Source organism: Exiguobacterium chiriqhucha RW-2, from assembly GCF_000416965.1.
Lineage (GTDB): Bacteria > Bacillota > Bacilli > Exiguobacteriales > Exiguobacteriaceae > Exiguobacterium > Exiguobacterium chiriqhucha.
The window spans coordinates 46,408-67,370 of sequence record NZ_ATCL01000009.1 but is presented as its reverse complement, the minus strand read 5'-3'; the positions used below and the strand labels follow the sequence as shown (position 1 = coordinate 67,370).

Sequence of the window (20,963 nt, the reverse complement as noted above, 5' to 3'; positions counted from 1 at the left end):
TATGGCAGAACATAAAATAAAGCATTTGGAATTCATTCAACAAACTATTAGTAGAATGGCCTCAAACTCGTTCTATCTTAAAGGATGGGCAGTAACCCTTGTAGCTGCAATATTGGCATTTGCAAATGTCAAGGATATGGACTCTCGATATATATACATCGCATTAATTCCAACTATATTTTTTTGGTTTTTAGATGGATTTTATCTTCACCAAGAAAAGCTGTTTCGCAAATTGTATGATGTGGTCAGAATAAAATCGGATGAAACAATAGACTATTCCATGGATACTTCTGATTTCAAGAAGGATATTGATTCATGGTTAATAGTTTGTTTTTCAAAAACTCTCCTTATGTTTTATTTCTCAATAATAATTGCAATTTTTTTGGCGATTTGTTTATCTAAAAATTAAATACACTAAAAGACGCATAAGTTGCAAAGTATGACATATGCTCTGCTAATTTTTTTGAGACAATATTTAAAACACCTTTGAGTGATACACTTTTAAAAAGTGCTGGCATCGGAGGTGTTTTTGCGTGGTCAAAAATGCATGTTAAAGCGAAGTGAAATGGGCAGTTGTGATAGAAAATAAACTACGTAGTGAGTTGAAGATTAGATAGATTTATGGAAAAACACGAAATCAAAAGCGAATCTTAGATTCACACATGGCTAAGATGTTCTGGGTTGAATGAAATCTATCGATTTGATTAGCCAATTGGGAAACAGTATGCCTACGGACACGGTCCTGATTCCGCGAGTGAGGATAGCAAAAAAGAACATCAGCCCCCCCCCCTGAAGACGGAGAACGAAACCTCAAAAAATACGTGGATATCGAAAGAGAGTTGAGAAATTAGCAGTTCTGAAGATTGTATATCTTCTTAGAGATGAGTACAATGAAGTGTTTGAACGGGTGAATTATTATCTAAATTACTATAACAAAAAACGTATTCAAGAAAAAATGGCTACCTGACACCGATAAAATACGGGGTAATAGTGGCCAAATTAAGGTGCTTTTTATACGTGTCTCATATCATTATGTCAGTTTAACTCGTACTTCCATTTTTATAAAGTTTGTAATTCGAGTTCATGCAAATCAATTAATTTAGAAATTATTGCTTTTAATTCTACAAGTTTATCAGGATTAATTTTATTTTCAGTTAGAGCCATTATCATATCTAAAGGTTTACGATCTTTTCTAGGCATCGGCAAATTCAAAAATGTCTCTAAGTCAGGGTCAATTAAATAGGCATCTGAAATTGTGAATTCGTTTACACACTCGTTAATATGATTGTTTAAAATCCGATGTTGATTTATACGTTTACCTTTTGCTTGCGAGTCAGAATCAATAAATATTGAATGTTTAATTCCAAATAAACATAGTAATTTCATGTACCTATGAATATTATATTTGCCCATCGCATCTAAAACATAAATTTTTTCTTTTTTTAAATCTGCCCAATCATTATCTAATAAATAATCTAATAATATTTTTTCAGTAGCTCCCTCAGTGATAATAATTTTATCGGCAAAAAACATAGATGCCCTTTCCGAATCTAACCATAATTGATATCTAAATTTCTCTTCTTGCACTGATAATTCCTCGTCAACACCCTCAATTAAATCATCTTCAAATAATGTTTTAAAATATTTATTGTAAGCAAAGAAATTTTCTAACTCTTTTAATGTCGGCTGATGTAAAGTTGAACATCCGTTAGACTTATTGACTTTAATAATTTGATTTAACTGATCATTTGCTTTTCCGATAAATAGAGATGAATGACTTGTAATTAGGATTTGATATTCTTGATTTTTAGATAGTTTTTTTAAATTATATGCCAATTGATCTTGCTGGGTAGGATGTAAAAACGCTTCAGGTTCTTCAAATAATAAAATTACTAGTTTAGGATTGAATTCTTTTTTTACAGATTTTTTTTCTTTTTTAAAACTTGCTGAAAGTTTAATTAAATTAAATACTATAGACCTTTGAAATCCGTGACCATACTGATCTATCCCTACTTCTTCATTGTTTATGTTTCTATCATTAAAGTGATAAGTAATTAAACTTTTAGTAATCTCATCTGTACTAATAGGGTTTATTCTTAATTTAAATGAGATACCCCATTCTTCGATTCCTTTATTCAAAGGATTTGCAATGTTATTAAAAATTCCTTTTTCTTCATTTGCAAATTCATTGAAATTATCGAATGCTTTTTTCAAGCTATTATAGCTCGGATGCTCTTGAACAGCTTCTTTAAATAAAAAATTAATAGTATCTCTAAGTGGAGATGGGCCTGTCATTTTTAAATTATCCGATATATTGCTAACAGCTGGTATGTATACAACCTCACCTAATTTAGCATTACCTACATTTTTAGCTCCAAAGAATAGTTTTTCATCTAATTGACCATCAATTACAGCAAATAAATTACTCTGACTTGTGCTAAACCTTTGTTTATCTGCAGAATATAACAATTTTCTAATCGTTAAATTTTTATCTAAAGATTTATAATCGTCAGGGAGATTATCGTATTCTTCTTTCTCTAATCCATAAGTGATTTCTATCCAAGACTCTTTATCAAAAAAACCAATTTTAGGAAAATCATTTTTGGAATTAAATTTTATTTTTTCATAAAACGTCAAAATTGCATTTATGACAGTTGATTTCCCCGAGTTATTGGCACCAACCAATAAATTAAATCCAGAGAGTTCGAACTTTTCATCAATAATAGATCTATAGTTATGAATATGAATTTTAGATATGTACACAATAATTCCTCCATAAGACTAAAATTTAATTTTTATAACTAATTGTAAATTATTCTTTTTTTATCCATTTAAATCAAAAATATTTTATCATTTTAGGTTATATTTGTATATATAAAATTTCCTTCTAAATCTTAAAAAAAAGAATTAAGAAGTAATTAAATTCAATTACTTCTTAATGGAGACTGCGGAAGTCGAACCCGCAATTCAAGGTATCGTAACGTATGCTACTTCTAGGTATGTAGTTTATCTATTGAATCTCAATATGACACTGCTGATAAATAGGCGTTGTCATATTCGGGTGTATGGCTCGTAACTCGCAGCCTTTTAAAAAAGAACAAGAACAAACTCATCCCGTTCGGCACACTCCTCATCGTAAGGCTTTTAATCGCACTCAGATTATTCATGCTCCAGAATTGGAGTGATGCAATCATTGCGGCTTTGTTTAACTTGGGGTGAAATTCAAATCGAATCTCATTAACAAACTGCAAAACAAGAAAAGGGCCACCTAGGCATAAACTACGCACGGGTGACCCTCTTTGTTTATTTTAACTTCTAATGGCAAAGCACTTGAAGTCAGCTAAGCTGTCTGATCATTCACCAGCTTGTTTCTTCTCATTTTTCTTCTGCAAATATGCTTCTCGAATCTGATTGATCTTATCTTTTTTGTTCGAGACAGCTGGTTTTTTACCGTCTTGATACTTGGCAGCAGCTACTTTACTTTTCGTATCCAATTGATATTTTCCCATTCGATTCACCTACTTTCATTTCATTGTGATTGACTTGCTCCGTTCACATCAAAAGACCTTCTAATCTCAATGAAATTAGAAGGTCTTCATTACAAATCATTGATTGCAGTCGTTGCAGACTACTTAAAAATGGAGACGGCGGGAGTCGAACCCGCGTCCGAAGGCATCGTAACGCATGCTTCTACGTGTGTAGTTTATCTATTGAATCTCAATGTGACACTGCCGATAAACAGGCGTTGTCGCATCCAGTCTGATTCATCTCTTCTTCGCGCCCTCAGACGGCGAGGTTGAAGCGTAGCTTGCTTAGTTTGAGACCCTGATAATCATCCACACAAGCGATGGATGTCAGGATCCGCAGGGCACTTAGGCTGCTGCGAGTTGTGTGTTAGTTTTGCCAGTTATAGGCGTTTGCGTTTTAACGAGGCCGACCCCTCGACACGCCACATACGACCGACCTACCCCCGTCGAATCCATAACGTCCCCGAGGTGGTAATTGGTGCTACAACAACTATACCACAATCAGGTCTCGCTGTCAGTATTTTTGCCGGTCCCGGAGTGCCCGGTCGACATCGCGCTTCGCATCTTTCTTCTTCAAGTCGTCGCGCTTGTCATACTTCTTCTTCCCGCGCCCGATGCCGAGGAGACATTTGGCGAAGCCGTTCTTCAGATACACTTTGAGCGGGATGATCGTATACCCGTCACGGCCTTGCGCGCCGATGAGCTGATTGATTTGCTTCTTATGCAACAATAGCTTTCGGACACGAAGCGGCTCATGGTTGAACCGGTTCCCTTGCTCGAACGGGCTGATATGACAGTTATGAAGTGTCGCCTCGCCACCGTCAAAGCGGACATACGCGTCGGCGATATTGATTTTTGACTGCCGCACCGATTTAATCTCGGTCCCCGTCAACACCATGCCGGCTTCAATCGTATCTTCAATCGCATAATCGAAGGACGCTTTTCGGTTTTGCGCGAGTGCGTTCGAATCTTTCTTCTTGGCCATAGACATTCAGTCCTTTACTTCAATATGGAGGAGGGGTCGCCCCCTCCCATCAACGACGCTTCTTCGCTCCGCGTTTGGCGTCGCCTGTTCGTTTTTGACCGTCTTTCTTCTTCAAGTCGAGTGCCGAGCGTCCTTGCGACGTCTTCGGCTTCTCGCCTGGTTTAGACGGTTTGCCGGCTTGACCTGGTTTCCCAGGCTTGCCGCGCTTCGGACGTTTGTCGTCACGGCCGCGGCCTTTTTTGTCGTCCTTCTTCGGACGGCCTTCCGTCGCTTTGATCGTCGTCGGTTGGCGACGGCGCGACTGTTCCCGCTTCGGCATGCCGACAACGGTGAAGTCAATCGTGCGCTCGTCCAAGTTGACAGCGTCGACCTTGACGCGCACCGCGTCACCGATGCGGAACTGACGTTTCGTCCGCTCGCCGAGCAACATGAGCTGCGACTCGTCGAAGTGGTAGTAGTCATCCATCGACTGGAGACGGACGAGCCCTTCGATCGTGTTCGGGAGCTCGATGAACATCCCGAAGTTCGTGACGCCGCTGACGACGCCGTCGAACTCTTCACCGAGACGTGATTCCATGTACTCGGCTTTCTTCAAGGACTGTGTCTCGCGCTCGGCATCAACTGAACGGCGCTCACGTTTCGACGCCTGTTCAGCAATCGAGTCGAGACGGTCCTCATACTTGGCGATCGTCTTCTCGGACACGTCACCGTTAAAGACGTACGTGCGCATGAGACGGTGGACAATCAAGTCCGGGTAGCGACGGATCGGCGATGTGAAGTGCGTATAGAAGTCGGTCGCGAGGCCGAAGTGGCCGAGCGAGACGTCATCGTACTTCGCCTGTTGCATCGAACGGAGCATGATCGTGCTGATGACCGGCTCTTCCGGTTCACCCGAGATCGCCTTCAAAATTTTCTGAAGCGTCTTCGGTTCGACCTTCTGTCCTTTGAAGCGCTCGATGTGCACACCGAAGTTCGCGACGAAGTCGAAGAAGAAATCGAGCTTGTCCGGTTTCGGATTATCGTGGACACGATAGATGAACGGCACGTCCATCTTGTGGAAGTGTTCAGCGACCGTCTCGTTGGCCGCGAGCATGAACTCTTCGATCAACTTCTCGGCGACCGAGCGTGGACGCAAGACGATGTCGGCCGGTTTGCCTTCTTCGTCGACGACGACTTTGGCCTCGGCGAAATCGAAGTTGATGGCACCACGCGAGTTACGGCGCGTGCGGAGTACTTCCGCGAGCTCGGCCATGAGGTCAAACAACGGGATGTACGGCTCGTACCGTTCGAGCGTCGCTTCGTCATCGCGTTCGATGATTTCACGGACGTTCGTATACGTCATCCGCTCCGTCGTCTTGATGACACTCGGGAACAGCTCATGGTTGACGACCTTCCCGTTTTGCGGGGAAATCTCCATGACACAGCTGAGCGTCAAACGGTTGACGTGCGGGTTGAGTGAACAGATTCCGTTCGAGAGACGGTGCGGCAACATCGGGATGACGCGGTCGACGAGATAGACACTCGTCCCCCGTTCGAACGCCTCGACGTCGAGCGGTGAGCCTTCCGTCACGTAGTGTGACACGTCAGCGATATGGACGCCGAGCTCATAGTTGCCGTTGTCGAGTTTCTTGACGTGGACGGCATCGTCCAAATCTTTCGCGTCTTCGCCATCAATCGTGAAGATCGTCTCGTTACGAAGATCGACGCGTCCCATGAAGTCCTTCTCGTCTGCCTCGTCCGGCACGGCGTTCGCCTGGTCGATGACATCTTCCGGGAACTCCGTCGGGATGCCGTGCTTATAGACGATCGACAAGATGTCGACGCCTGGGTCGTTCTTGTGTCCGATGATGCGGACGACGTCACACGCTCCGGCGAAACGTCCGTCCGGATATTTCGTGATGCGGACGACGACTTTATGGCCATCGACGGCACCGAGCGATTTGTCCGGGTTGACGACCGGCCAGAAGTTGATGCGCTTGTCGTCCGGCTCGATGAAGGCGAACTGGTCGAGGCGTCCGCTCGGGAGCGTATACGTCCCGACGAACTCCGACAAGCCGCGCTTCAAGACTTTGAGGAGCACGCCCTCGGTCTTGCCGCGGTTGTCCTCGCGTTTTTTGACGAGGATCGTGTCCCCGTGGTAGACGTCTTTCAATTGGTCGGGCGGAAGGAACACGTCCTCCGTCTCCCCTTCGACCGATAAGAAGCCGAAGCCGCGTTGGTGAATCGAGATGATTCCCGCTGCTTGGCCGAGCACGGCGAGCGTCCCGTAACGGTTCGTCCGTGTGCGGCCGATTAAGCCCTCTTCTTCGAGAGTGTTCAAGGTGCGGATGAGCTCTTTAAAGGCATCCGTCGACTCGAGCGCGAGACGCTCGGTCAATTGGTCCACCGTCAGTGCTTTATCACTGGCTTGGATGATTTCTAGTAGTTGGTCACGTAAATTCAACGTGACACCTCCTTTTTAGACTGACCAGTCTAACGTTTCGAGAAAATCGAGCACGTCCTGGTGCAGTTTCTCTTTTTCTTTATCGAGTGTGATCACGTGTCCCGACTCCTCATACATGAGCAGTTCTTTTTGGAACGCGTTGATCGCCTCGTAAATTTCGTGTGCAGATTCAGGATCGACCATTTGATCTTTCGCCCCTTGGACGACGAGCGCCGGGACGAAAATATCTTCGAGTTTTGTCGTCGTGTCACGGACGAAGGCACGGAGGTCCTTGAGCGTCGGCATCGGTTTGAAATCCGCCATCTCCTGTTCGATCTGTTCAGGTGATTTGTCTTCTCGAGATTTATATTCTCGAGCGTAGGCTTTGACTCCTTTGTATAACCGGTCCTCGGCATCGATTCCGGTCGGGGCACACATCGGGATGACGCCTTTGACGGTTTCCTCCGAAGCGAGGCGTAGCGACATGACGCCTCCGAGCGAGAGGCCACAGACGGCAATCTCCTCATAGCCTTTATCTTTCAACGATTGGTAGGCGTTCAAGACGTCTTCCCACCAGTCGGCCGGTCCGTACTGAAGCAATTCTTCCGGCGGGACGGCATGGCCCCGGTACTGGGGACCCATACACGTATAGCCTTCTTTTTGCAGGAAACGACCGAGCATGCGGACATCCGCGCTCGATCCGGTAAAGCCATGTAACATCAACACGGCACGTGGTCCGCCTTCAAAGAAGAACGGTTTCGGTGCTGTAATCTTCATTGCTAACGTCATCTCCTCATACAATCCATTATTCCCAAAAAATAATTGAAAAAAACAAAAGCCGACCGCCTCACGTGAAAATCGAGAACGATCAGCCTTTCATCATAGTGATGCGACTAGTAATCCTAAAATGAAAAACAATGTGCCTAGTACAGCTGCAGTTCGGTTCAAAACAGCGTCGAAGCCGCGCGCTTTCTGGCGGCCGAACAACTGCTCCGCGCCACCTGCAATCGCCCCAAGACCTTGCGACCGACCTGACATGAGCAGTACGACGACAATCAATAAAACAGCCACGACGAGTAGGCTGATTGTAGCGATCGTTTGCATAGTAGTCAGTTCCTCCTTCTTTTTACACGCTTCTTATTATATAGAAGTTGGCGTCAAAACACCAGCTTTCAAATTATCGGGACGGGTAGCTGAACCCTTCCCCGATGACCTCTTTCACTTGGTGGATGACGACGAAGGCACGTGGGTCTGTCACTTCGACGATTTTCTTGAGTGGACCGACTTGGCGCTTGTCGACGATCATATACAGCATGTTCTTATCCTGCTTCGTATAGTAGCCGTGACCGTGGATAATCGTCGCCGAGCGGCCAAGCGTCTCCGTCAATACGACAGCAAGCTCTTCTTGCTTGTCGCTGATGATCGTGACAGCCTTACGGATATTGAGCCCTTCGGCGACGAGGTCGATGACCCACGAGCCGATGATGATGGCGATCAACGTATAGAGCACGATCTGTTCCCCGAGGATGAAGCCCGACGCCCCGACGACGATGGCATCGATGATGAACATCGACACGGCGACGCTCATATGCAAATACCGCTCCATGAGGCGGGCGATGATGACCCCGCCCCCGGTCGTCCCGCCGACGCGGAGCACCATGCCGATGCCGACACCGATCATGATCCCGGCGTAGACGGCCGCGAGCAGTTTGTCCTCGGCCGGGCTGCCCCAGTCATGGGTCAAGCTGAGGAAGAATGACGTCGCGATGACGGCGACGACCGAATAGACCATCGTCCGGCGGTCGAGCAGCTTATAGCCGACGATGAATAAAATCCCGTTCCCGATAATCGACGTGACCCCGAGGTCCCAGCCGAACATGTAGTACAGGATGATGGTGACCCCGAGCAGGCCGCCTTCCGAGAAATCGTTCGGGACGGTGAAGTAGTTCACCCCGAACGAGAGAATGAATGAGCCGGCGACGATCCAGGCGATATCCTTCAAGGAAATCGATTGGAGCTTCTTCCAGACTTGTTGACGCAATAGATGTTGTTGCTGACGTTTCATCATTTGTCCCCCTTCCATATAAAAAAGACCGCGGCACAAAGCCGCAGTCTAAGTCTTACTGTTGAACTGGCTTTGGCGCACCGTCTTTCATAATCGGCAACTTGCGGTCCACGACGTTCGTGTAGACATTCAAGAGTGCCTCTTTTTCCAAATCCCAGTTATATTGCTCACGCGCCGTCTTCGTGTTCTCTTTGACACGAGCGTAGAGTGCTTGATCGTCGAGCAGGCGGTTGACGCCTTCGGCGATTGATTGTGGGTCGTGCGAATCGACGACGACACCGACGTCGTTGCCGGCGACGACACGTTCGATTTCCGGGAAGTCACATGAGACGACCGGTACTTCGGCCATCAAATATTCGAACAGCTTGTTCGATGACGCCGAGTAGTGGTTGAAGCAGACGTTGTTCAACACTTGGAAACCGAGATACGCGTTCATCGTATAGTACGGTAACGCCTCGACCGGTACTTTGTCAATCATCTTGACGCGGTCGCTGACGCCTTCGTCCTCGATCATCTGTTTGATCACCGGCTTGAGTTTCCCATCCCCAATCATGACGAGCGTGCCTTCGTTGAAGTCCTTGACGGCGAGGATGAGCTGCTCGAGTCCGCGGCCGGCTTGAATGCCGCCTTGGTACAAGAGGATCTTTTCATCTTTCGGCAAGTCGAGGAGCGCATGCAAGTCTTTGCGGAGCGTGAAGTCGAGCGGACGATAGAAAGGATAGTTGTGGAGCACGTACGGATAGAAGCCGTAGAGTTCCTCATTGTGCGCCGCGCGCGTGTGGTTCTCGACCATCATCGAGTCGACGTATGGCAAGAGCCAGCCCTCGAGGTTACTTTGGATATAACCGTAACCGGTCCGGTCCGTCTGTACTTCGTGCGAATCGTAGACGATTTTACCTTTGTTGACGAGTTTCCCGGCAATCAATGCCTGCGGGAGCGTGTTCAAGTCGTTGGCGTGATAGAAATCGTACGACTTCTTCGTCGAAGTGAACACCATCTCGAGCATCGCGCTCGCGTTGACGATGTTTTTACGCACCGGTGGGAACAAAATCGCACCCGCTGCCGCGCCGAGTCCGAGCATCGTCAGTGGTGCGAGGACGAGCAGTCCCGCGCCGACGAGTCCGGCCCCGAGTTGACGCGTCTTCTTTGCGCTGACCCATGTGCGGACCGATTTGAGCGCCTTCATCCCGTTGGCGAGAATCGACGGCTGACGTTTGACGCGGATGACGCGGAATCCTTCCGGACGCATCTCCTCTTTCGGGAGCGACGGATTTTTCGGGTCTTGGAGCGCGATCAAATCGACTTCATAGCCCGCCTCGGCGAGCGCCGAGCATTCGCGCAAGACGCGCGCATCATTCGTAAAATGGTTCCATACAAACATACATACTGACTTCATCGTGTTTCCTCCATCGTTACTTTTTCTATCACGTCTTCGAGGACGTGTATGTTGTTTTCCCAACACAGATTGTCTTTCACATAACGGATCCCGTTCACGCCGTACTTCTCACGCAACTCGGGACGTTCGAGCAGTTTCCGGAGCATGAGCTCGATTTCGTTGATGTCGCGTTTCCGTGACACGTAACCAACTTCGGCCGCTTCGATGACATTCGCCGCATGGCCTGACACCGCCGCGACGATTGGTTTGCCGACCGCCATATAATCGATCAGTTTGCCCGGGATGACCGTATCGAACACTTCTTGCTCGATCAGGCTGACGAACGCGACGTCCGCGTTCTTGATGGCTTGGAACGCCTCCGTCCGAGGCATCGCCTCGAGGAAGAGGAAGTTCTTGAAACCGCGGGCTTTAATCATGTCTTTCAACTCGTTCTTCCGGTACCCGTAGCCAATCAATTTGAAATGGACGCGCGGTTCGTCACGGAACCGCTCCGCAAGCTCGAGCAAGAGCGATACGTCTTGGGCGAGGCCCATGTTCCCGGCGTACAGAATCTCCATCCGGTCGTCCTCGGGGACGGTCCGCTCGAGGTTGCGCTCGCTCTCTCGAATCGAGTTCGGCATATAGTGAATCATGTCGTTGTCGACACCACGTTGGCGCAGATAGCTACGGAACCCTTCCGAGTTGATGATGATTTCATCGGCCGCCTTATACAGCCGCTTCTCAAACCAAAACGCCGGGGCGAGCATCCAGTCGTGTTTGAACACGCCGACGCCTTTCACCGACTCCGGCCAGAGGTCACGGACGTCCAAGATGAACGGGACGCCATACTTCCGTTTCGCATACACACCGACGAACGCCATAAAAAAAGACGGGGTCGTCGCAAAGACGACATCCGGTTTCGAGTCGAGCTTTTGGACGGCGGCGACGCCTTTAATCATCTGTTCCAAAAACAAAGCGAGCCGGCTCACCATGTTCGACGTATGCTTGCGTTTTTTCGTGATGAGACGCTTGATGAACGGCTGGTTGTTGAGCGCCTTGTCGTTCCAGAAGCGGTCGTCTTTATACAAGTTGAAGTTCGGATACGACGGGGCGGCCGTGATGACCTCCACCTCGTAACCGCGTTCTTTCATGAGATGCGTAATATTTTGCATCCGGTTACCGGCACTGCCGATTTCCGGATAATAGTTTTGACAGACCATTAACATTGTTTTCAAAAATAACACACCTTACTGTTGTTCGAGTTCGTCCACGAAGCGCTTCAAGAGCGTGTGGACGTTGGCTTTTAAATCTGGGTCGCAGAGCGCGTGGGCAATCGTCGCTTCGATGAAGCCGATCGGTTCCCCAACGTCATAGCGACGCCCGTCAAATTCATAGGCGAAGACGGTCTCCACCTCGTTCAAGCGGGCGATGGCGTCCGTCAGTTGGATCTCGCCGCCCGTCCCGATTTCTTGCGCCGACAACGCCTCGAAGACGTCCGGCGTCAAAATGTAGCGGCCGAGGATGGCGAGGTTCGATGGGGCTTCACCGACGGCCGGTTTCTCAACGAACGTCCGGACCGGAATCAGCTTCCCTTCGACGGCAAGCGGGTCAATTATACCATATCGATTCGTCATTTCATACGGGACGCGCTGTACCCCGATAATCGAACGCTCATACTGCTCGTACTGGTCAATCAATTGCTTCGTCGCCGGCACATCCGCCTCGATGATATCGTCCCCGAGCAGGACCGCGAACGGTTCGTCGCCGATGAACTTGCGGGCACACCAAATCGCGTGACCGAGCCCTTTCGGCTCTTGTTGCCGTATGTAGTGGATATTGGCAAGGTTCGATGAGTGGCGCACCGACTCGAGGAGTTCGGTCTTTCCTTTTGACTCAAGGTTCTGTTCGAGCTCGATGGCCCGGTCGAAATGGTCCTCGATGGCGCGCTTGTTCTTCCCGGTCACGATGATGATGTCCTCGATGCCGGAAGCGACGGCTTCTTCCACGATGAATTGGATCGTCGGTTTGTTGACGATCGGGAGCATCTCTTTCGGCATCGCTTTCGTCGCCGGCAAGAAGCGGGTGCCGAGCCCGGCGGCCGGGATGATGGCTTTCCGTACGCGTGTCATGGACGTCTCTCCTTTTTTATGCTGTATCTGATGATTATACCCAATTTCCTAGCGTTCACGCACACAAAAAAACGGCCGTGACATACGTCACGACCATTTCCGGTCGTCCATATACTTATACAGGAACCAACCACCGACACCGAGCGCGATGAGAAGAAGGAGAAAACCGCTGATCATCATGACGAACGCCTCCTTTCACCTACACTACTCTATTCCCGGAATGAACGGTCGGCAAGCGTTCGTCTCAAACCTTTCTTAGAACCACTTCCGTCCGTGCACCTCGATGAACCGGTACTCTTCTTGATAATGGTCATAGTGCCCTTCATCGATCATGTGTTGGAACGCCGCATCCCCTTCCGAAGCTCTCCGTTTCATCAATCGACAGAGCGCATCGATTCGTAACAGCAACATCGTCAGTAACTCTGTTGTCGACCCTTCCCAGCCGTATGCTTTCAAGAAGAGAGAGACTCGTCGTTTGTACGTCCCATCATCGCGCTTCGCCTCATAGTGAACAACTTCACCCGACTCGGCTTGATGACGCCGGCTGAGCGGGACGAACGTATAGAGCGCATAGACGATATCCCAGGCTCGTGGTCCGGGCGCCGCCAAATCAAAGTCGATGACCCCTGCCACTTTCCCGTCATGGAAAATCGTATTGTAGACGGCGAAGTCGTTATGGCAAATCACGTCAAACGGTTCTGGCGTATGGTCGAGCGGTTGCCAGTCCGATGGCCATGCGACATCCGCCGTCGCGTCATGCAGCCGGCGCATCAGCCGAGCGGCATCCTGAATCGCCTCATCGGACCACATATAGGCTTTCAACGGATAATCAGCCGTCTCGCCTTCGAGGTACGTCAAGACCTCTCGGCCCTGTTCATCCACCCCGATAAATCGCGGCACGCCCGATATCCCCTTCGCCTCTAAGTGCTTTAACAAGCGATGGACATTCGCACTCCCCTCTTTCTGCGTCCGATAGACGTGATTCCCCTTTTTATAGACGATCGATACGTTCCCGCCGCTCAATCTTTCCTCTTGCTCATTTGATCGGTCCATCTAATCCCCCCTACTCTTCATCAGTCACGTTCAGTATACCGCAACAAGGGGTACCGATGACCATGAGCCTCGACACGGAGCGTTCGCGCCCCGTCCAAGCGGCACTGTAGATTCCCTGCAGAAAGCATCGCTGCCGCGCGGACAGGCGAATCTCGGAATATACATACACCCATTGTCGAATCCTGCAAGACGATAGATTGGCGCGCGACTGAATCAGACGGTGGGCGACTCCTTGGGGAGAGTGATGCAAGGATGACCCCGTAAAGCGCGCATGCGCTGCGGAGGCATCCGCATCACCCCAGGAAAGCGTCCCACCGTCTGATGAACGTCTGATCCACCAACAAAAAAACAGGCCCGCACGAGGCGGACCTGAAACAATCAATTATTTTTTGAGGTTGTAGAACGACTTGATACCGTCGTATTTCGCTACATCGCCGAGCATGTCTTCGATGCGGAGAAGTTGGTTGTACTTCGCGATACGGTCTGTACGCGAGAGCGAACCAGTTTTGATTTGACCAGCGTTTGTCGCAACAGCGATGTCCGCGATCGTCGCATCTTCTGTTTCACCAGAACGGTGTGAGATAACAGCTGTGTAGCCAGCTTTTTTAGCCATTTCGATCGCGTCGAATGTTTCTGTGAGCGTACCGATTTGGTTAACTTTGATGAGGATCGAGTTCGAGATTCCTTTTTCGATACCTTCAGCCAATTTCTCAGTGTTCGTTACGAAGAGGTCATCCCCAACGAGCTGAACTTTGTCACCGATTTTGTCAGTGAGCAATTTGAAGCCGTCCCAGTCGTTTTCGTCGCAACCGTCTTCGATTGAGATGATTGGGTACTTGCTTACGAGCTCAGCGTAGAAGTCTACGAGCTCAGCAGTTGTCATTGACTTGCCTTCGCCAGCGAGTTCGTACTTGCCAGTCGACTTGTCGTAGAACTCAGAAGACGCAACGTCCATTGCGAGGTAGATGTCTTCGCCAGCTTTGTAACCAGCTTTTTCGATCGCTTCAAGGATAACTGTGATCGCTTCTTCGTTAGACTTAAGGTTTGGTGCGAAACCACCTTCGTCACCGACAGCTGTGTTAAGACCCATACCAGAAAGAACTGATTTGAGGGCGTGGAATACTTCTGCACCCATGCGGAGCGCTTCGCGGAACGTTGGTGCGCCAACAGGCATGATCATGAACTCTTGGAAGTCAACGTTGTTGTCAGCGTGCGAACCACCGTTGATGATGTTCATCATTGGAGTTGGAAGCGTCTTCGCGTTGAATCCACCGAGGTACGTGTAAAGTGGAAGGCCGAGCTCGTCTGCTGCTGCGTGTGCTGCTGCCATAGAGACACCAAGGATCGCGTTTGCGCCGAGTTTACCTTTGTTTTTCGTACCGTCGAGCTCGATCATTTTCTTATCGAGTGCGTTTTGATCGAATACATCGTAGCCGATGAGTTCTGGTGCGATTGTGTCGTTTACGTTAGCAACGGCTTTGAGTACGCCTTTACCAAGGTAACGTGACTTGTCGCCATCACGGAGTTCAACTGCTTCGTGCTCACCAGTTGATGCGCCTGATGGGACGAGGGCACGGCCGAAACCGCCGTCTTCTGTGAAGACTTCTACTTCGATTGTTGGGTTACCGCGTGAATCCAAAATCTCGCGTGCGTAAATTTCTGTAATCATTGACATGAAAATTCGCTCCTTTTTGTTTGGAAAGTTTTTTGAGTTACTTCGTGACGATTGATGTGCCGGTCATTTCGGCCGGTTGCTCTCCACCGAGAAGGTGAAGGAGCGTCGGGGCGAGGTCGCACAAGGCGCCTTCTAGAACTGGTTTCAGTTCCACCCCTTCTTTCGTGACGATACATGGTACTGGTTCCGTCGTGTGGGCCGTCATCGGTGATCCGTCCGGGTTCGTGACAAGGTCAGCGTTCCCGTGGTCCGCCGTGATGATCGCCGCGCCGCCTTTGGCAATGAGTGCGTCCACTACTTTACCGAGGCATTCGTCGACGACTTCGACAGCTTTCTTCGTCGGTTCGAGCATACCGGAATGGCCGACCATGTCCGGGTTCGCGTAGTTGATGATATACGCGTCATACGTGTCCGATTCGATGCGTTCGAGAAGACCTTCCGTGAGCTCGTATGCGCTCATTTCCGGCTTCAAGTCGTACGTCGCCACTTTTGGTGACGGTACGAGGAAACGATCTTCACCTTCGAACGGTGTTTCTTGTTGTCCGTTCAAGAAGAACGTGACGTGCGGGTATTTCTCAGTTTCCGCAGCGCGGAGCTGTTTGTACCCTTGCGCGGCGAGAGTCTCACCGAGCGTGTTTTTCAAATCTTCTGGTGGGAAGACGATATCCGTGTCGATTTCATCCGAGAATTTCGTCATCGAGACGAGCAAGATGTTCTCTGGATGTGCGCTCGAAAGTTCGAAGCCTTTGAAGCCGGTCTTCTCTTTGAACACTTTCGCAAGTTCAATCGCCCGGTCCGGACGGAAGTTGAAGAACATGATTGCGTCGTTGTCTTTAATCGTCGCAATCGGTTGACCGTCTTTCTCGATGACCGTCGGAAGAACGAATTCATCCGTCAAGCCGTCTGCATACGACTGTTTAAGAACGTCGACTGCATTCGTGCCGACTTCGCCTTTCGCGTTGACGAGCACGTCGTATACTTTCTCGACGCGTTCCCAACGGTTGTCGCGGTCCATGGCATAGTAACGTCCAGACACGCTAGCGACTTGACCGAGTCCGAGTTCAGCGAGCTTCGCTTCCGTTTGTTCGAGGAAGCCAGCGCCTGATTTCGGATCACAGTCACGGCCGTCCGTGAAAGCGTGTATGAATACTTTTTCGATACCATGAAGTTTTGCAAACTCGACGATGGCGTACATGTGGTTGATGTGAGAGTGAATCCCACCGTCTGAGACGAGGCCCATGATGTGAAGGCTCGAATCATACTTTTTCACATGTCCGGCCAAGTGGTTCATCGCTTGGCGGTCGAAGAGTGAACGGTCTTTGATGGAGTTGTTGACGCGTGAAAGTGACTGATAGACGACCCGGCCGGCACCGATGTTCAAGTGACCGACTTCCGAGTTCCCCATCTGACCTTCCGGAAGGCCGACGTACTCGCCTTTCGCGTTCAAGAGCGTATGTGGATACTGCTCCCAGAAGCGGTCGAAGTTCGGTTTGTTCGCCGCAGCGACCGCATTACCGAACGTCTCGTTCCGCATTCCAAAACCATCCAAGATGATGAGGGCGACTGGTCTTGCCATTTAAATCGCCTCCAACAACTTGAGGAACGAAGCAGCTTCAAGTGAAGCACCGCCGACGAGTGCGCCGTCGATGTCTTCTTGTGCCATATACTCCTTGATGTTCTCAGGTTTTACAGAACCACCGTATTGGATGCGAACCGCAGCCGCCACGTCTTCACCGTAAAGACCTTTTACCACGTCACGAACATATTTGCATGAGCTTTGCGCATCTGCTTCGTCCGCTGATTTACCAGTGCCGATTGCCCAAACTGGCTCGTACGCGATGACGAGTTGTTTGACTTGGTCAGCTGAGAGGTCCGCGAGGCCACCTTCGACTTGCGTCTTGATGACTTCTTCGAACTTGCCGCCTTCGCGCTCTTCCAATGTCTCACCGACACAAACGATTGGCGTAAGACCGTGTTCGAACGCTTTTTTCGTTTTGCTGTTGATGAACGCATCTGATTCGCCGAAGTATTCGCGACGCTCTGAGTGTCCAAGGATGACATATGTCACGCCGAGGTCAGCGACCATGGCCGGGCTGATTTCGCCTGTGTATGCCCCGCTGTCTTTGTCGTACATGTTTTGTGCACTGAGTTTCAAGTTCGATCCTTTAGCCGCTTCTACCATTGGGGCCAAGAATACTGCTGGTGCACCAATCGCCGCGTCAACTTTGTCCGTTGACGGGATATTGTTTTTAACTTCCTCTACGAAAGCGACGGCTTCCGAGAGTGTTTTGTTCATTTTCCAGTTACCTGCAATAATCGGTTTACGCATCGATAACCCTCCTCTGTTTTACTTGTCGTTCAACGCTTCGACGCCTGGAAGTTTCTTGCCTTCCATGAATTCGAGTGAAGCGCCGCCACCAGTTGAAATGTGGCTCATTTGGTCAGCAAGGCCAAACTTGGCTGCTGCTGCCGCTGAATCCCCACCACCGATGATTGAGTATGCATCGCTGTCTGCAAGTGCTTGAGCGACACCTTTCGTTCCGTTGGCGTACTTATCAAGTTCGAATACGCCCATCGGTCCGTTCCAAACGACAAGTTTCGATTCGCGAATCGCTGCCGCGTAAAGTTCGACTGTCTTCGGTCCGATATCAAGACCCATGTGATCCGCTGGGATTGAGTCGATATCGACTGGTCCGACGTATGTCTCTTCGCCGAATTCTTTCGTGATGACACAGTCGACTGGCATCAAGAACTTCACGCCTTTGTCTTCTGCTTTTTTCATGAACTGACGAGCGAGGTCGAGCTTGTCTTCTTCAAGGAGTGATGTCCCTACTTCGTGCCCGAGTGCTTTCGAGAACGTGTACGAGAGACCGCCACCGATGATGAGTGTATCCACGATGTCAAGAAGGTGGTCGATGACCCCAATCTTGTCAGCAACTTTCGATCCGCCGATAATCGCCGTGAACGGACGGTCAGGATTCGAGAGTGCCTTGCCGAGGACTTCAAGTTCTTTCTCCATCAAGAAACCAGCAACCGCGTGGTCGACGTGGTGCGCGATGCCTTCTGTCGAAGCGTGGGCACGGTGAGCCGCACCGAACGCGTCGTTGACGAAGATATCAGCGAGTGCCGCGAAACCTTTAGCGAGTTCTGGATCGTTTTTCGTTTCACCAGGGTAGAAACGGACGTTCTCGAGAACGACGACGTCACCTTCACCAAGTTTTGAAACGGCTTCTTCTGCGACTGGACCGTACGCCTCTTCGACGAGGGGTACTTCTTTGCCGAGAAGTTCAGCGAGACGTTTAGCGACCGGTGCGAGTGAGAACTCGAGGTTCTTCTCGCCTTTTGGACGGCCGAGGTGGCTCGCCAAAATGACTTTCGCGCCGCCGTCGATCAAGTGCTTGATCGTTGGAAGTGCCGCTTGAATCCGCGTTTCATCTTGAATGACGCCATCTTTGAGTGGAACGTTGAAGTCAACGCGGCAAAAGACGCGTTTCCCTTTTACATCGATGTCACGAATAGACTGTTTGTTCATAACCTTCGCCTCCATATGTCGTGCGTGTCAATTTCATAAATAGAGCGGAGAACAATCTCTTGTTTCCGCTCCTATTTGATTCTATTTAGTTCACGAACTTACTTCGCGATTTCAGCGAAGTGCTTGAGTGTGCGAACCAATTGTGCAGTGTAAGACATTTCGTTGTCGTACCAAGAAACTGTCTTAACGAGTTGCTTGTCGCCAACTGTCATTACTTTAGTTTGTGTTGCATCGAAGAGTGAACCGTAAGTGATTCCGACGATGTCAGAAGATACGATTTCGTCTTCAGTGTAACCGTAAGACTCGTTCGCTGCTGCTTTCATTGCTGCGTTGATTTCGTCAACAGATACAGTTTTCTCAAGAACTGTTACGAGCTCTGTGAGTGAACCTGTAGCAACTGGTACACGTTGTGCCGCACCGTCAAGTTTACCTTGAAGTTCTGGGATAACGAGGCCGATTGCTTTAGCCGCACCAGTTGTGTTCGGTACGATGTTAGCTGCTGCCGCACGCGCACGACGGAAGTCGCCTTTCGGGTGTGGAGCGTCAAGCGTGTTTTGGTCGCCTGTGTAAGCGTGGATTGTTGTCATAAGACCTTCGATGATTCCGAACTGGTCTTGGAGAACTTTAGCCATTGGCGCCAAGCAGTTTGTCGTACATGAAGCACCAGAGATTACTGTCTCTGTACCATCGAGGATGTCGTGGTTTGTGTTATAAACGACAGTCTTCATATCACCTGTAGCTGGAGCCGAGATGACAACTTTTTTCGCGCCAGCTTTCAAGTGAAGCTCCGCTTTTTCTTTGTCTGTGAAGAATCCAGTACATTCGAGTACGATGTCAACACCGAGCTCGCCCCATGGAAGTTCTTCTGGGTTACGGTTAGCAAGTGTGATGACTTTCTCGCCGTTTACGAGGAAGTGATCGTCGTGTACTTCAACGTCTCCGTCGAAACGACCTTGAGTCGTGTCGTACTTGAGAAGGTGAGCAAGCATCTTCGTGTCAGTCAAGTCGTTGATTGCAACAACTTCGATTCCTTCGTTTTTGATAATCTCGCGGAATGCCAAACGACCAATACGTCCAAATCCGTTAATACCAACTTTTACTGCCATAGTTAATTTCCTCCTTAGGGTAGAAGCTATTTATTGAAGAGCCAACGGGGGTCAACTCTTTAATAACGAGTTAATAATTCTGTCGCCGCACCTTCGTCTGTGACGAGGATGATGTTCGGCGTGTGTTTCGCATATGCGGCGATCGCCTGTGCCTTCGACTTTCCTCCGGCGACAGCGATGACGGTGTCCATGTCGTCGAGCTCCTCCAATTGGATCCCGACCGTCTTGACCCGGTGCACGATTTCACCTTCCGCGTTGAAATAATATCCGAACGCTTCGGCGACGGCATCGTGCCGTTCAATCATCCGCAAATGCTCTGGTGACGCATGACGGCGTTTCGCCATCGTTTCCGCCTCACCAATTCCATGTACCACAATTCGCGCCGCTCTAATCATTTCCAGTACATTTTTAATGCTAGGTTCCTCCACCATCCGCTCGAACGTCTCTTGCGATACCTCGTCCGGAATGTGGAGTAAATGATAGTCGGCATGGGCCCGGTCGGCCATCCGAGAACAGACGGTGTTCGCCTGTAACTCGAGCGTCTCTCCGAGTCCGCCGCGTGCCGGCACGAAATGCATCGGCCGTTCTTTTTTATCGGGCGACATCATAGCCGCAACCGATGCCATCGTCGTCCCGCCTGTGACCGCGATGATATTGTCGTCCGGTGCCAGTCTCGCTTTCAGTTGCGTGACGGCGGCCCGACCGATATCTCGCTGGACCCAGAACGTCTCGTCGGAATCACCCGGTACGATGACGACTTGGCGAACGCCTAGTTTGCGCTCGAGTTCTCGTGCGACTTCCGAGATGCCTAGGATCTCTCCCATGACCTCGTGCAAGTCCCGGAGAACGTTTCGGCCCGATTCCGTAAGGGAAATACCTTGAGTAGCGACCATCAATAGACCTTGGTCTTTCAAAAAGTCGACTTCTCGTCTTAGGATTCGTTCCGTCAGCCCGAGGCTTGTGGCCAATGTCCTGCGGCCGATCGGCTGCATCAAACGGACATAATGTAAGATATCGTAACGATGTCGGAGCGTATCGAGCATGTCGGGAACGATTTGCTTCTGAACTTGAATCAGCTGCTGGATCATACTCAT

18 protein-coding genes and 1 other RNA gene are annotated in these 20,963 nt (G+C 49.6%); 1 reads left to right on the top strand and 18 read right to left on the bottom strand.

Annotation, left to right across the window (positions count from 1 at the left end; all coding sequences use genetic code 11):
• The first annotated feature begins 1 nt into the window (after position 1).
• A complete protein-coding gene (locus tag M467_RS17635; protein WP_021065464.1) occupies positions 2–409 on the top strand; it encodes a hypothetical protein in 408 nt (135 codons plus the stop codon).
• Between the two features lie 650 nt (positions 410–1,059).
• On the opposite strand, the gene M467_RS17630 is transcribed toward M467_RS17635, so the two are convergent.
• The 18 genes from M467_RS17630 to M467_RS17545 form a co-directional block, all read right to left on the bottom strand.
• On the bottom strand, positions 1,060–2,763 hold the full coding sequence (locus M467_RS17630; protein WP_021065462.1) for an ATP-dependent nuclease: 1,704 nt from the start codon (positions 2,761–2,763) through the stop codon (positions 1,060–1,062).
• A gap of 590 nt (positions 2,764–3,353) precedes the next feature.
• Positions 3,354–3,509: a hypothetical protein gene (locus M467_RS17620; RefSeq protein WP_021065460.1), complete on the bottom strand. Its 156-nt coding sequence runs from the start codon at positions 3,507–3,509 to the stop codon at positions 3,354–3,356.
• A 127-nt stretch (positions 3,510–3,636) separates the two neighbouring features.
• Positions 3,637–3,992, bottom strand: a transfer-messenger RNA (tmRNA) gene (gene ssrA / locus M467_RS31565).
• 49 nt (positions 3,993–4,041) lie between these two features.
• Positions 4,042–4,512 carry an SsrA-binding protein SmpB gene (gene smpB / locus M467_RS17615; RefSeq protein ID WP_029595066.1) on the bottom strand — a complete coding sequence of 157 codons (471 nt, stop codon included), beginning with the start codon at positions 4,510–4,512 and terminating at the stop codon, positions 4,042–4,044.
• A gap of 49 nt (positions 4,513–4,561) precedes the next feature.
• Complete coding sequence (rnr, locus tag M467_RS17610) at positions 4,562–6,955, bottom strand: ribonuclease R (protein ID WP_021065458.1); 2,394 nt, start codon at positions 6,953–6,955, stop codon at positions 4,562–4,564.
• Between the two features lie 15 nt (positions 6,956–6,970).
• A complete protein-coding gene (locus tag M467_RS17605; protein WP_021065457.1) occupies positions 6,971–7,711 on the bottom strand; it encodes an alpha/beta hydrolase in 741 nt (246 codons plus the stop codon).
• Between the two features lie 102 nt (positions 7,712–7,813).
• A complete protein-coding gene (secG, locus tag M467_RS17600) occupies positions 7,814–8,038 on the bottom strand; it encodes a preprotein translocase subunit SecG (protein ID WP_012726902.1) in 225 nt (74 codons plus the stop codon).
• A 73-nt stretch (positions 8,039–8,111) separates the two neighbouring features.
• Positions 8,112–8,999 carry a YitT family protein gene (locus M467_RS17595; protein WP_021065456.1) on the bottom strand — a complete coding sequence of 296 codons (888 nt, stop codon included), beginning with the start codon at positions 8,997–8,999 and terminating at the stop codon, positions 8,112–8,114.
• A gap of 55 nt (positions 9,000–9,054) precedes the next feature.
• A complete protein-coding gene (locus M467_RS17590) occupies positions 9,055–10,395 on the bottom strand; it encodes a glycosyltransferase (protein WP_021065455.1) in 1,341 nt (446 codons plus the stop codon).
• Positions 10,392–11,600 carry a glycosyltransferase family 4 protein gene (locus M467_RS17585; protein WP_029595061.1) on the bottom strand — a complete coding sequence of 403 codons (1,209 nt, stop codon included), beginning with the start codon at positions 11,598–11,600 and terminating at the stop codon, positions 10,392–10,394. Before M467_RS17585 ends, M467_RS17590 begins: the two co-directional genes overlap by 4 nt.
• 21 nt (positions 11,601–11,621) lie before the next feature.
• The gene (gene galU / locus M467_RS17580; protein ID WP_021065453.1) at positions 11,622–12,503 is read right to left on the bottom strand and encodes a UTP--glucose-1-phosphate uridylyltransferase GalU; all 882 of its coding nucleotides are present in this window, start codon (positions 12,501–12,503) and stop codon (positions 11,622–11,624) included.
• A 255-nt stretch (positions 12,504–12,758) separates the two neighbouring features.
• Positions 12,759–13,556 carry a phosphotransferase enzyme family protein gene (locus M467_RS17575; protein WP_021065451.1) on the bottom strand — a complete coding sequence of 266 codons (798 nt, stop codon included), beginning with the start codon at positions 13,554–13,556 and terminating at the stop codon, positions 12,759–12,761.
• A 382-nt stretch (positions 13,557–13,938) separates the two neighbouring features.
• Positions 13,939–15,231 (bottom strand): phosphopyruvate hydratase, encoded by a 1,293-nt coding sequence (gene eno / locus M467_RS17570; RefSeq protein ID WP_021065450.1) that lies wholly within the window; start codon positions 15,229–15,231, stop codon positions 13,939–13,941.
• Positions 15,232–15,268: 37 nt separating this feature from the next.
• Positions 15,269–16,807 carry a 2,3-bisphosphoglycerate-independent phosphoglycerate mutase gene (gpmI, locus tag M467_RS17565; protein ID WP_021065449.1) on the bottom strand — a complete coding sequence of 513 codons (1,539 nt, stop codon included), beginning with the start codon at positions 16,805–16,807 and terminating at the stop codon, positions 15,269–15,271.
• The gene (gene tpiA, locus M467_RS17560) at positions 16,808–17,560 is read right to left on the bottom strand and encodes a triose-phosphate isomerase (RefSeq protein WP_021065448.1); all 753 of its coding nucleotides are present in this window, start codon (positions 17,558–17,560) and stop codon (positions 16,808–16,810) included. It lies immediately after the preceding gene.
• 18 nt (positions 17,561–17,578) lie between these two features.
• Positions 17,579–18,763, bottom strand: coding sequence for a phosphoglycerate kinase (locus M467_RS17555; RefSeq protein WP_021065447.1), 1,185 nt, complete (start codon positions 18,761–18,763; stop codon positions 17,579–17,581).
• 98 nt (positions 18,764–18,861) lie between these two features.
• Positions 18,862–19,869 carry a type I glyceraldehyde-3-phosphate dehydrogenase gene (gene gap / locus M467_RS17550; RefSeq protein WP_021065446.1) on the bottom strand — a complete coding sequence of 336 codons (1,008 nt, stop codon included), beginning with the start codon at positions 19,867–19,869 and terminating at the stop codon, positions 18,862–18,864.
• Positions 19,870–19,928: 59 nt separating this feature from the next.
• Positions 19,929–20,957 (bottom strand): sugar-binding transcriptional regulator, encoded by a 1,029-nt coding sequence (locus tag M467_RS17545; RefSeq protein ID WP_021065445.1) that lies wholly within the window; start codon positions 20,955–20,957, stop codon positions 19,929–19,931.
• Positions 20,958–20,963 lie beyond the last annotated feature (6 nt).